The following is an 11,827-nucleotide window of genomic DNA, read 5'->3' as shown; positions in this document are numbered from 1 at the left end:
TAAGATAGCCAGCTCCAGATTTTGTGGTTTTGTTGCAAATTTATTATTTACCATAATTTTTTGTTTTTTTGAGGAGTCGATTATGAAAGCTACCTGGTTGGGAATGGCTGCAGCAGCAGCTGTACTGGTTTCCGGTTACGCCAATGCGGCCGATGAAGCGGCAATGATGGCGCTGGCGCAGAAAAGCGCGTGCATGAGCTGCCACGGCGTGGACAAGAAGATTGTCGGCCCGGCCTACAAGGATGTTGCCGCCAAGTACAAGGGTGACAAGGCCGCCTCAGCCAAACTGGCAGCCAAGGTGAAGGCTGGCGGCAAGGGCGTATGGGGCGAAATCCCGATGCCGCCGAACGCCGCGGTCAAGGAAGCGGATATCAAGGCCCTGGTGGACTGGATTCTGACCCGCAAGTACTAAGCTGGCGCACCATGCATCGCCAAAAGCCAACCCCCGGGTTGGCTTTTTGTTTTTTTAGGGCGCTGAGTTCGATAGAATAGGCGGCTTCGTGAGCCAAACATGAATCAGAGGAAAATAAATTGAAATCGCGCCTGCTCGCTGTACTGCTTTCCACCTTGCTGCTCAACCTTGCCGCCTGCGGCAAGAAGGAGGCGGCGCCAGCCGCGGATGGCGAGGTAGTGGTCAAGATCGGCGCGATTCAGCCACTTACAGGACCGCAAGCGCATCTGGGCAAGGACAACGAGAACGGCACGCGCATGGCGATCGATGACGCCAATGCCAGAAACCTGATGATCGGCGGCAGGAAAGTCCGCTTCGAACTCCTCAGCGAGGACGACCAGGCCGACCCCAAAACCGCCACCATCGTGGCACAGAAGATGGTGGACGAGAAAGTCAACGGCATCATCGGCCACCTCAATTCCGGCACCACCATTCCCACCTCGAAAATCTATTCCGACGCCGGTATCGTGCAGATTTCCCCTTCCGCGACCAATCCCAAGTACACCGAACAGGGCTTCAGGACCGCTTTCAGGGTGATGCCCAATGACGTCCAGCAGGGCAAGGTGCTGGGCGATTTTGCCGTGACCCGGCTCGGGGCAAGGAAAGTCGCCATCATCGATGATCGCACCGCCTATGGTCAGGGCCTGGCGGACCAGTTCGAAGCGGCGGCGAAAGCGGCTGGCGCAGAGGTTGTGACGCGCCAGTACACCACGGACAGATCCACGGATTTCATGGCGATTCTGACGGCGGTAAAAGCCAAAAATGCCGACGTGTTGTTCTTCGGCGGCATGGATGCCCAGGGCGGCCCGATGTTCAAGCAGTTCAAGACCCTGGGGCTGAATGGCAAATTCCTCATGGGGGATGGCGGCAGCACGCCGGAGTTCATCAAGCTGGCGGGTGGCAACGCCGAAGGCGCATACAGCTCGCTGCCCGGCCTGCCGCTGGACAAGATGCCAGGCGGCAAGGCATTCGGCGACAAATTCAACGCCAAGTACGGCCAGATCCAGCTTTACGCGCCTTATTGCTACGATGCCGTGAGCGTCATGATCGCCGCCATGCAGAAGGCCGATTCCGCCGACCCGGCGAAATACCTGCCGGTACTGGCCGGCATCACGCATGACGGGGTGACGGCCAAGGTCAGCTTTGACGCCAAGGGCGACATCAAGGATGGCGCGATTACCCTGTACCAGGTGAAAAACGGCAAGTGGGAAGTGCTGGAAACCGTGGGCGGCACCGCGCCAGCCAAGTAACCCGCTTTGGATATCTTCCTTCAGCAACTCATAAACGGCCTGGTGCTGGGCAGTGTCTACGCCCTGATCGCACTGGGCTACACCATGGTGTATGGCATCCTCGAACTGATCAACTTCGCCCACGGCGAGGTGGTGATGATTGGCGCCATGGTCACGCTGGCGGTGGTGAATGTGCTGCTCGCCAGCGGGGTGGATCTGCCCGGCATCATGATCGTCGCCGCCGGACTGCTGGTGGCGATTAGCGTTTGCATGGTGCTGGGTTTCGCCATCGAGCGCATCGCCTATCGGCCCTTGCGCCGCGCGCCGCGCCTGGCGCCGCTGATCACCGCCATCGGCGTATCCATTGTGTTGCAGAACGTGGCCATGATCATCTGGGGGCGATCGTACATCTCCTTTCCGCCCATCCTGCCGATGACGCGCCATGAAATTGCCGGCGCGGGCATCACCGACCTGCAAATCTTCATCTTCCTGCTGGCGCTGATGCTGATGGCGGGGCTGGTGCTGCTGGTGCAAAAAACCCGCATCGGCCGCGCCATGCGCGCCACCGCCCAGGCGCCGGAAATTGCCGGCCTGATGGGGGTGAACGTCAATGCCGTGATCTCCTTCACCTTCATTCTCGGCTCGGCCCTGGCCGCCATCGCCGGGGTGATGGTGAGCGCCTACTATGGCATTGCGCACTATTACATGGGCTTCCTGCTCGGCCTCAAGGCCTTCACCGCGGCGGTGCTGGGCGGCATCGGCAACATCGCCGGCGCCATGCTGGGCGGCCTCTTGCTGGGCGTGATCGAGAGCATGGCCGCGGGCTACATCGGCGACCTCAGCGGCGGTTTCCTCGGCAGCCACTACCAGGACGTGTTCGCGTTTTTCGTGCTGATCGGGGTGCTGGTGTTCCGGCCTTCGGGTTTGCTGGGTGAACGGGTGGCGGAGCGGCCATGAACCCATCCCGGCCTGTCATTGCGAGCGTAGCGAAGCAATCTCGCCCTTTCGTGGAGCCCACGGAAAACAGATTGCTTCGTCGCTTTGCTCCTCGCAATGACGGATTAAATGACGGATTCCGCCATGCCTGGTAGCTGGCAGCAGCTCAAATCCGACCGCCGCGCGGCCATGCTGGCGTTTGTCCTGCTCGGCCTGCTGCTGGCGGCCGCGCCTTTCCTGGTGGGCGCTGGACTGGGTAACGGCTGGGTGCGCATCCTCGATTTTGTCCTGCTCTACATCATGCTGGCGCTGGGGCTGAATATCGTGGTCGGTTATGCCGGCCTGCTCGATCTGGGTTACGTCGCCTTCTATGCCGTTGGCGCCTATCTTTATGCCCTGCTGGCTTCGCCGCACTTCGGCCTGCACCTGCCGGTGTGGCTTATCCTGCCGCTGGGGGCACTGGTCGCCGGGATGTTTGGCATGCTGCTGGGCGCGCCGACCCTGCGCTTGCGTGGCGACTATCTTGCCATCGTGACCCTGGGGTTTGGCGAGATCATCCGCATTTTCCTCAATAATCTCAACGCGCCGCTGAATCTCACCAACGGGCCGCAGGGCATCAGCATGATCGACCCGATCGGCGCGGGCGGGGTTTCCCTCAGCCAGTCGTTTGAACTGTTCGGCATGCAGCTGCCGGGCATTTACGCCTATTACTACCTGTTCCTGGCGCTGGCCCTGTTGATCGTGTTCATCTCGCTGCGCTTGCAGGATTCGCGCATCGGCCGCGCCTGGGTGGCGATCCGCGAGGACGAGGTGGCGGCCGAGGCGATGGGGATCAACACGCGCAACATCAAGCTGCTGGCTTTCGCCATGGGCGCAAGTTTCGGCGGGATTTCCGGCGGCCTGTTCGCCGGTTTCCAGGGTTTCGTCAGCCCGGAAAGCTTCAACCTGATGGAATCCGTCATGATCCTGTGCATGGTGGTGCTGGGCGGCATGGGACATATTCCGGGCGTGATCCTGGGCGCCATCCTGCTCACCGTTCTGCCCGAGGCACTGCGTTATATCGGCCCGCTCGAAGAAGCCCTGTTCGGGCGCGTGGTGGTGGACCCGGCCGACCTGCGCATGCTGATTTTCGGTCTGGCGCTGATCGTGGTGATGATTTTCCGCCCCGCCGGGCTGTGGCCGTCAAAGACGCGCCAGCGCGAATTCAGCAGCGAAGCAGAGGTGCTGGAACGCGGACAGGAAGCACTCAATGGCGCAAAAAGCTAAGCCATGAGCCTGTTGCGCGCGGAAAATGTGAGCAAACACTTCGGCGGTCTGGCTGCGCTGAGCGAGGTTTCCTTCAGTATCAGGAACAGTGAGATCTTCGGCCTGATCGGGCCAAACGGCGCGGGCAAGACCACGCTGTTCAACGTGTTGACCGGCCTGTACACCCTGAGCTCCGGCCAGATAACCCTGGACGGCCACCCCATTCATGGCCAGAAACCCAGCCAGGTAACAGCTCTGGGGCTGGCGCGCACTTTCCAGAATATCCGCCTTTTCGCCAATATGAGCGCGCTGGAAAATGTCATGGTGGGCCGTCATGTACGCACCCATGCCGGTGTGCTCGGCGCCATCCTGCGCAGTGCCGGAACGCGCAGGGAAGAAGCGAGTATTCGCCGCCGCGCCCATGAACTCCTGGCCTATGTCGGCATCACCAGGCACTCGCAGACATTGGCGAAACACCTTTCTTATGGTGACCAGCGCCGTCTGGAAATCGCCCGCGCGCTGGCCACGGAGCCAAAATTGCTGGCGCTCGACGAGCCTGCCGCCGGCATGAACGCGAGCGAAACCGCGACGCTGGAACAACTGCTGCAAACCATCCGCGCCGATGGCGTGACCCTGCTATTGATCGAGCACGACATGAAGCTGGTGATGGGGTTGTGCGACAGGGTGGTGGTGCTGGATTATGGCAAAAAAATCGCTGAAGGCACACCCGCAGAGGTGCAGCGCGACCCGCGGGTGATCGAGGCTTACCTGGGCGGAGCCATCGCATGAGCCTGCTCGAAGTGCGCGGCCTGAGCGTATCCTATGGCGGCATCAAGGCGGTCAGGGGCATCGATCTTGAAGTCGCCGCTGGCGAACTGGTGTGCCTGATCGGTGCCAATGGCGCAGGAAAAACCACGACCCTCAAGGCGCTGGCGCGGCTCTTGCCCGCGCACGGAAAAATTTTATATCAGGGCAAGTCCATCGCCCAGGCGCCAGTATTCGACCTGGTGCGCCAGGGCATCGCGCTGGTACCGGAAGGGCGCGGCATTTTCGGCCGCCTGAGCGTGGAGGAGAATCTCTTCATGGGCGCTTACAGCCGCGCCGACAAGCCCGCCATCCGCAGCGATCTGGAAAAAAATTACCACTTATTCCCGCGCCTGTTCGAACGCAAGGCCCAGCAGGCCGGCACCCTGTCCGGCGGGGAACAGCAGATGCTCGCCATCGGCCGAGCCCTGATGAGCCGGCCGCGCCTGCTGTTGCTCGACGAGCCGAGCATGGGGCTGGCGCCGCTGATGGTCAATAAAATCTTCGAGACCATTCGCGCCATCTCGGCCGAAGGCGTGACTATCCTGCTGGTGGAGCAGAACGCCAAGCTGGCGCTGGAAACCAGCCATCGGGCCTATGTCATGGAAAACGGCACAATCTGCCTCTCCGGCGAATCCGCCAAACTGCTCAACGACCCGCAGGTGCGCCATGCCTACCTGGGGGAATAGCGGCTAACATGTCATTCCGCGCCATCCGCATCCTGTTTTTGCTCACTTTGCTGGCCGCTGCCGCCGGCATGACTTACTGGGAAAGCACGGTGGTGCGCAACTGGCTGCGACCGCTCGATGTGACGATTTACCCGGTGAACGGCGATGGCACGGCGGAAGTGGACGCATACATCGCCGGCCTCAAGCAGGATGATTTTCAGGAAATCGGCCGCTTCATCGTCAGCCAGTCCGAACGATACCGCGGCAAGGACCTGCCGCCAGTGAACATCCGGCTTGCCGGAGAAATCACAGCCATGCCGCCCGCTCCTCCGCAAGGCCGTCACTCGCCCTTTTCCGCCATCCTGTGGAGCCTCGGGCTGCGCTACTACGCTTTCGAGCACACCCCCTTCTGGGGCAGCCTCGGCGCGGTGCGCCTGTTTGTGGTGTATCACCAGGGCGAGGATGGCAAACCGCTGCAACACTCGCTCGGCTTGCACAAGGGCCTGGTGGGGGTGGTGCATGCATTTGCATTGAACAAGCAGAATGCGCAGAACAACGTGGTCATCACGCACGAGCTGTTTCACGCCCTGGGCGCTTCGGACAAATACGATGCCGCCAACCAGCCGATCCACCCGGAAGGCTTCGCCGAGCCGGGCGAGGAGCCGCGCTATCCGCAGCAAGCGGCTGAGATCATGGCGGGGCGCATTCCCGTCAGGCCGGAATTGGCGAGGATTCCAGCCGGGCTGGCGGAATGCATGGTGGGGTACAAGACGGCTTGGGAAATCAACTGGTAAGTTGTTTCTTCGTGAAAACGGCATCCCGCCTTTCGATTGACAATATATCCGCATGTTGGCATTATTGCCAACATGCAGGCCGACCTGATTACCCGATTCCGCAATGTTTCCGATGATGGCACAGGGATTGAATTGGTCGTCTGGCGCGTGCCCGAGCCGGTGCCGCCATCAGAGCACCAATACAAGTACCGGCTGGTCTATGTGGAAAGCGGTCGCCGCGTAGTCGGCTTTGATAACGAACGTGGCAAAGGCGATCACAAGCATGTAGGCGACGTGGAACTGCCCTATGTGTTTGCTACGGTTGACAGGCTGATTGATGATTTTATCGAGGAGGTTGAGCGATGGAAGCAAGAACACTGACCATTACCATACAGCCGGACTGGCAGGGGGCATTGCGGCAAGCGGCGAAGACAGCCTTTCATGCCAGCACCTACCAGGGCGAAACGCTCAATTTTGATTCCCCGTCCGCGTTTTTCTCACACATGACAGAACGGCGCTGGGTATTGATCAATGCCCTGCAGGGCGCCGGAGCGCTATCGGTGCGCGAATTGGCCCGCAGGGTTGGGCGGGATGTGAAGCGCGTCCATGAAGACGCCCGCGCGCTTGCCGCTCTGGGCCTAGTGGAGCGCACCGATCGCGGGGGGGTGATCTGCCCGTTCAGCGACATTCATGTGGATATGCACTTGCGCAATGCGGCTTAACGCATCTTTCATTGATCAGATGTTACTTGGCCTTGGGTGCAAACCTTCTCTCAATACGCGTTCTTGCTAACAAACCCCTTGAACGCAGTCAGCAGAATGATGCGCAAATCAAACCACAACGACCAGTGCTCAATATAGTAAAGATCGTACTCGATGCGTTTGGACAGGTCCGTATCTCCCCGCCAGCCGTTAATCTGTGCCCAACCAGTGATGCCGGCCTTCACCAGATGTTTTTTCATGTAATCGGGGATTTCGTCCTTGAATTTCTCCACGAACATGGACCGCTCGGGGCGAGGGCCGACGATAGACATATCGCCTTTCAAGACATTGATGAATTGAGGCAACTCATCAAGACTTGTCCTTCGTAGAAATGCGCCGAATGGCGTTGCCTCCTTGTTCCTCGCCCCGCCCCATTGAACACCATTCTTTTCCACATCAACAGGCATGGAGCGGAACTTGAGCATCATGAATGACTTGCCATTCCAGCCCACGCGCTCCTGACGATAAAAGATCGGGCCGGGAGAACTCAGTTTCACTCCGACGGAGAGCACTACCAGCAATGGGCTGATCAAAATCAGGATCAGGGCTGAAAGCAATCTGTCTTCCAGAGCCTTCAGCAAACGGCTAACACCAACCATGGGGCTGCTTGAAAGGCTTAACACCGGCATGCCGGCGATTTCAGACATGGAATGGTTGATCAGGCGAAAACTGGAAATATCCGGCACCCAACGAATATCCACCGTCGAATGGCGCAACAGAAACATGATTCTTTTTACCGTATCCTCAGCCTTGAGAGGCAAGGTAATCCAGACCTGGTCCACACCCCTCTCACCGGCAAACGTCTCCAGATCATCGATAAACCCCAGCAAAGGTATGCTCGTATTGCTCTCCTGGGAAACCGGACGATCCCCAAACACCCCAATAACCTGCAAGCCCGCCCATGGCGAATGCTGCAAGCGCTCCGCGACTTCCTGAGAGAGCGCATAGTCCCCTGCCATGACAATCTGCCTTTGGTTAAAGCCCCAGCGTCGTAACGACCTTAACCCAACCCGCAGGCCGATTCGGCCAGCAAATAAAAGCACCCAACCCAGAAGCGCCCAGTAACTGATCCAGCCACGAGAAAAAGCCGCACCGGTTTTAGTCAGGAAAGCAAAACCAAACAAGCAGAACAACACCGTTGTCCAGGCGATCAGGACGCTGCGGGCCTCTTCGGCCAAAGACACACCTCGCCAGATTTTATAAAGCGAAAATTGCGGAAAGATCAGGCCCGCAAATAAAATGCTCACCCCGATCAGTATCTGATAACTCTGCGGTACAGCCCAGTCGCCGAGATACCAATAGTGCCCCAGCACCGCTGCAAGCACGATCAAACTCCAATCCAGCACATACATCGCCAGATGAAGAGAACTTCCATGCCCCTTGAGCATACCCCCAGTTTTCATTTAACTTTTTCGCCAGTAACCACGATTCATACTCAAAAATGGCTTCACCGCTGCAGGAATAAACGCCTCATTCCTGCCCAGTCGATAACCCAAATATTTCACGCCTGTCCGCATGAGCGCCATGGGAATCAGCCAAGGTGCATTCTTGGCCAGATAACTCAGCTCAGACAAAACAAATCCCTTGCCACTGCCCTCCGCATTGCCAAAAGTTTCCAGCAGCCACTTTTCGCGCGCATGCAGGACACCCGTATCAAAATAACGGCGAAACTCAGCCAGCATACTGTAATCATGCGAGTGATAAACCTTTGCCTCGGCACAATATGCAACATGCCAGCCGCGCATCAGCATGCGCGCAGCAACCACCATGTCCTCCGCCAGAATGACATCACCCGGAAACCCTCCGGCAGCCTCAAGCGCTTCACGCCGGTAAGCCGCAAATGAATTCGACATGTAAGGCGTTTTAAGGCCCAGCCTCGGCGCATCGGCCAGCGTTTTGACCTGAGACTGCGAGGGGTAATTATAAATCCTCGCATGTGCACCCAAGGCTTTTGCATCAGCATGAGGCAGTTGGCGGCCATAAGCAGCCCCGATACTTTTATCCCTGAAAACCCCCACCAGGTTTGCCAAGGCGCGGGGGTCGGCCAGAATCGCATCCTGGGTCAGTAAAACGATAATCTCGGCATCCACCAACATGTTTACACCAAGCTGGCGGGTGCCCCCGTGGCTGAACTCCCTGGAAGAAATGACATGCACATCAAGCCCCGCCTGCTTCGCCCATTCAGCCGTATTATCCCCAGAGCTTGAATCGATCACCAGACACCTTTCCGGTTTGCAGGTCTGGACAGCAAGTGCGTCCAGCCAACGACGCCATAGTTTACCCGCGTTGTAAGTAGGCACCAGTAAACCCAGTTTTTCCATTTCTATCTGTTCACGGAGTGGCGCATTTGAAAGTAGCCATCTCACGCCAGCCCATCAAACGAACACCGCTGCGCTCATAGCTCTGCTCACCACCGTAAATCAACCAAGGCATCATGGCTTCATCGCCAGCAAAACGAGATGACCGCTGACCTGCGCGGATGTAATCCCCGGTCGCCGTTTGTCCTGACTTGATCTCCACCGTCTGCAATCGCCCCCCTTGTTCAAAGAGCAAATCAGCCTCCACGCCATTATTGTCTCGCCAAAAATAAATATCGGGCGGCAGCCCGGCATTGCAGCGAGCCTTGAGAAATTCGCTTACCACCAATGTTTCGAACAGCGCGCCACGCAGGGGATGCAGAGCCAAGACCTCGGTGCTGCGAATACCCAATAGCCAGCAGGCCAACCCCACATCCACAAAATAAAGCTTGGGTGACTTGATAAGACGCTTGCCGAAATTCCGATGATAAGGAGGCAGCAAAAAAACAAGATCGCTCGCCTCCAGTACCGACATCCAGGCTCGCGCAGTGCTCTGCGAAATACCCGCCTCGCCCGCCAGCGCGCTCAAATTCAGCAACTGGCCCGTACGCCCTGCGCAAAGACGCAAAAATCGCTGAAAAGTCGAAAGATCCTGCACATTGAGCGCTTGGCGAACGTCTCGTTCCACATAGGTCGCCACATAACTTGCGAACCAGTCTTCTGGCGTCACTGGCAGGGCATGCAAAACAGGGTACCCGCCTCTCACCATCAACCCATCCAGCTCCATGCGCCGGCCGCTTTCCTCCGGCAACTCCCCCAGAGCCAAAGGCAACAATCGCGTCATTCCGACACGCCCAGCCAACGACTGGGTCACCCCGGAGAGGAGGCCAAACTGCTGCGAACCGGTCAGGACAAAACGCCCCGGGGAACGATCCGCATCCACCATGCCCTGTAGATACGAAAAGAGATCGGGCCAGCGCTGCGCCTCGTCAAAGATCGCCCCCGCCGAAAACCGAGCCAGAAAACCTCGCGGATCCTCCTGCGCGAAAGCGCGTTCTGCCGGGTCTTCCAGGGTAACATAAGGCTTATCCGGAAAGACTGCACGTGCCAGCGTCGTCTTTCCTGATTGCCGTGGCCCGGTAACGGCCACAATCGGAAAAGCCGCAGCAAGCCGCAACAAGGTAGGTGTTAACTTTCGATCAAGCATACCGAATTATACATATTCCCGTCAAAAACACAGATATGTATGAATGCCCTGAATAATCCACATTTCGACGCTAAAGTTGAATCTCGGAGGCGCGCTTGCCATGTGAACTCGTGGCGCACTATCTGTCCGCGCCGAATGCCGGCGCCTTTATGAAATATTCGGGTTTGTTTTCAAAAAACCCATGACTACGTAAATGCTCAAAATCAAATACGCGCTCGCCATAATTCCAATAACGCCGGTAACCCCATAATTTTGGGCCATTAAACAACTGCCTATAAAGATGGCCACGGTTGCTAGCAGATTCGGAACGGCTAATGGCTCTTTCTTGAATGCTCTGAAATAAATGGAGAGCGCATTAAAGATGTGGAACCCCGCGAATACCAGAAGAAGCAACGCCAGCTGACCTGGGCTGAGAATGCGCATGGCAAAATCATTGCCCTGAACAAGCATAGCCAAGCCTACAAAGAAAAAACTGCCAAGCAATAAAAGCAGGAGTGCAATCAGAAGCCCATGACGAAACAAAGCCCGCCCCTCAACAAATTTTCCTTGTGCAACCAGGGTGGTCAGCCGAGGGGTAATCGCTGTTACCCAAGACATAGAAATAGCGCCCAGAACATTCGCGACCGTCATTGACAACCCCATTTGACCGGCAGCCTTGGCCCCCACAAAATAAAAAACCACGGGAGTGGGTATGTGAAGGAATAAATAGTTGCTGAACCAGGTAATGGCCACTCGTTTGTGTTGCGGCCAAAGATCGCGTTTCCAGCTAAAGCTGGATTCTTCATGCAGGCACGCTTTAATTAGTAGGCCATACTGAGTTTTCACCCAATACGAAACAACCAAAGCGATCGCAACCGGCGCCATTGCTTGAGCGAATAACCCATTTCCGCTCAGCAGCAAAGCCCAGGCCATGAGCGCGCCCAATATGTAGTGCGCGATGCGTAGCGCATAGGTTGTTTTGATTCTTCCCGTACCCTCCAGAATGGCAAGGAATCCAATCCCAGGCATGCTGATGGCGATAGAAAGCACGATAGCCACCCAAGGTAATTGCCAAGCGACATGATCCGTCGTTTTGGCAAAGTAAAAATAGGCATAGCCTATTGGCGCGAGCATAAGGGTGGCGAATCCGGCAAAGGTATACCAACGAACGGTCCAATGTACCAAGGCCAGGAAGTTGGATTTTTGAGTATTTACCGGGCCAAGCTCGCCATTCTTTCCCCATTCCAGCCCTGAAAAATAACGGGCACTTACTTGAACCAACAGGCTGGACAGCCCCAGATCCAGCAGGGTGTAGCTGCTGAGCAAACTCCCCATGGTGAAGAAATACCCTTGCTCCTCTGGCGAAAGAAAAATAGTAACCAGAACAGCGGTAATAAAACCCGTGCCAGCCTGGATGGTTTTTTGTAGCGCTACGATATGAGCAGGAGCCACAAGGTAGCTGAGTGATAGTCTCATA

At 57.3% G+C, this 11,827-nt stretch carries 13 protein-coding genes; 9 read left to right on the top strand and 4 right to left on the bottom strand.

Annotation, left to right across the window (positions count from 1 at the left end):
- Positions 1 to 82 precede the first annotated feature (82 nt).
- The 9 genes from WC392_05360 (at position 83) to WC392_05320 (ending at position 6,828) form a co-directional block, all read left to right on the top strand.
- On the top strand, positions 83 to 412 hold the full coding sequence (locus WC392_05360; GenBank protein ID MFA5241792.1) for a c-type cytochrome: 330 nt from the start codon (positions 83 to 85) through the stop codon (positions 410 to 412).
- Positions 413 to 531: 119 nt separating this feature from the next.
- On the top strand, positions 532 to 1,701 hold the full coding sequence (locus WC392_05355) for a branched-chain amino acid ABC transporter substrate-binding protein (GenBank protein ID MFA5241791.1): 1,170 nt from the start codon (positions 532 to 534) through the stop codon (positions 1,699 to 1,701).
- A gap of 6 nt (positions 1,702 to 1,707) precedes the next feature.
- Positions 1,708 to 2,637 carry a branched-chain amino acid ABC transporter permease gene (locus WC392_05350; GenBank protein ID MFA5241790.1) on the top strand — a complete coding sequence of 310 codons (930 nt, stop codon included), beginning with the start codon at positions 1,708 to 1,710 and terminating at the stop codon, positions 2,635 to 2,637.
- 123 nt (positions 2,638 to 2,760) lie between these two features.
- Positions 2,761 to 3,882: an ABC transporter ATP-binding protein gene (locus WC392_05345; protein MFA5241789.1), complete on the top strand. Its 1,122-nt coding sequence runs from the start codon at positions 2,761 to 2,763 to the stop codon at positions 3,880 to 3,882.
- Between the two features lie 3 nt (positions 3,883 to 3,885).
- Complete coding sequence (locus tag WC392_05340; GenBank protein MFA5241788.1) at positions 3,886 to 4,650, top strand: ABC transporter ATP-binding protein; 765 nt, start codon at positions 3,886 to 3,888, stop codon at positions 4,648 to 4,650.
- A gap of 2 nt (positions 4,651 to 4,652) precedes the next feature.
- Complete coding sequence (locus tag WC392_05335; GenBank protein ID MFA5241787.1) at positions 4,653 to 5,354, top strand: ABC transporter ATP-binding protein; 702 nt, start codon at positions 4,653 to 4,655, stop codon at positions 5,352 to 5,354.
- 8 nt (positions 5,355 to 5,362) lie between these two features.
- On the top strand, positions 5,363 to 6,127 hold the full coding sequence (locus WC392_05330) for a hypothetical protein (protein ID MFA5241786.1): 765 nt from the start codon (positions 5,363 to 5,365) through the stop codon (positions 6,125 to 6,127).
- 72 nt (positions 6,128 to 6,199) lie between these two features.
- The gene (locus tag WC392_05325; GenBank protein MFA5241785.1) at positions 6,200 to 6,487 is read left to right on the top strand and encodes a DUF6516 family protein; all 288 of its coding nucleotides are present in this window, start codon (positions 6,200 to 6,202) and stop codon (positions 6,485 to 6,487) included.
- A complete protein-coding gene (locus tag WC392_05320; protein ID MFA5241784.1) occupies positions 6,469 to 6,828 on the top strand; it encodes a DNA-binding protein in 360 nt (119 codons plus the stop codon). The genes WC392_05325 and WC392_05320 overlap by 19 nt, the downstream gene beginning before the upstream one ends.
- 50 nt (positions 6,829 to 6,878) lie before the next feature.
- Here WC392_05320 and WC392_05315 read toward each other — a convergent pair whose 3' ends face one another.
- The 4 genes from WC392_05315 to WC392_05300 all read right to left on the bottom strand — a co-directional run bounded on the left by WC392_05315 (position 6,879) and on the right by WC392_05300 (position 11,826).
- Positions 6,879 to 8,270, bottom strand: coding sequence for an undecaprenyl-phosphate glucose phosphotransferase (locus tag WC392_05315; protein ID MFA5241783.1), 1,392 nt, complete (start codon positions 8,268 to 8,270; stop codon positions 6,879 to 6,881).
- Entirely contained in the window at positions 8,271 to 9,188 is a 918-nt protein-coding gene (locus WC392_05310; protein MFA5241782.1) for a glycosyltransferase, read from the bottom strand.
- A gap of 10 nt (positions 9,189 to 9,198) precedes the next feature.
- Entirely contained in the window at positions 9,199 to 10,371 is a 1,173-nt protein-coding gene (locus WC392_05305; protein MFA5241781.1) for an ATP-binding protein, read from the bottom strand.
- Positions 10,372 to 10,518: 147 nt separating this feature from the next.
- Complete coding sequence (locus WC392_05300) at positions 10,519 to 11,826, bottom strand: hypothetical protein (GenBank protein MFA5241780.1); 1,308 nt, start codon at positions 11,824 to 11,826, stop codon at positions 10,519 to 10,521.
- Position 11,827: the final 1 nt, after the last annotated feature.

It is taken from the genome of Sulfuricella sp., from assembly GCA_041651995.1.
GTDB lineage: Bacteria > Pseudomonadota > Gammaproteobacteria > Burkholderiales > Sulfuricellaceae > Sulfurimicrobium.
Note: the sequence above shows the minus strand (reverse complement) of the source record. Positions and strands in the feature narration are given on the sequence as shown.

What these genes read in the sequence shown, in the direction of transcription:
- WC392_05360 (MFA5241792.1), top strand. Translation starts at nt 83, where the DNA reads ATGAAAGCTACCTGGTTGGGAATGGCTGCAGCAGCAGCTGTACTGGTT.
- WC392_05345 (MFA5241789.1), top strand. Translation starts at nt 2,761, where the DNA reads ATGCCTGGTAGCTGGCAGCAGCTCAAATCCGACCGCCGCGCGGCCATG.
- WC392_05340 (MFA5241788.1), top strand. Translation starts at nt 3,886, where the DNA reads ATGAGCCTGTTGCGCGCGGAAAATGTGAGCAAACACTTCGGCGGTCTG.
- WC392_05330 (MFA5241786.1), top strand. Translation starts at nt 5,363, where the DNA reads ATGTCATTCCGCGCCATCCGCATCCTGTTTTTGCTCACTTTGCTGGCC.
- WC392_05325 (MFA5241785.1), top strand. Translation starts at nt 6,200, where the DNA reads ATGCAGGCCGACCTGATTACCCGATTCCGCAATGTTTCCGATGATGGC.
- WC392_05320 (MFA5241784.1), top strand. Translation starts at nt 6,469, where the DNA reads ATGGAAGCAAGAACACTGACCATTACCATACAGCCGGACTGGCAGGGG.
- WC392_05315 (MFA5241783.1), bottom strand. Translation starts at nt 8,270, where the DNA reads ATGAAAACTGGGGGTATGCTCAAGGGGCATGGAAGTTCTCTTCATCTG.
- WC392_05310 (MFA5241782.1), bottom strand. Translation starts at nt 9,188, where the DNA reads ATGGAAAAACTGGGTTTACTGGTGCCTACTTACAACGCGGGTAAACTA.
- WC392_05305 (MFA5241781.1), bottom strand. Translation starts at nt 10,371, where the DNA reads ATGCTTGATCGAAAGTTAACACCTACCTTGTTGCGGCTTGCTGCGGCT.
- WC392_05300 (MFA5241780.1), bottom strand. Translation starts at nt 11,826, where the DNA reads ATGAGACTATCACTCAGCTACCTTGTGGCTCCTGCTCATATCGTAGCG.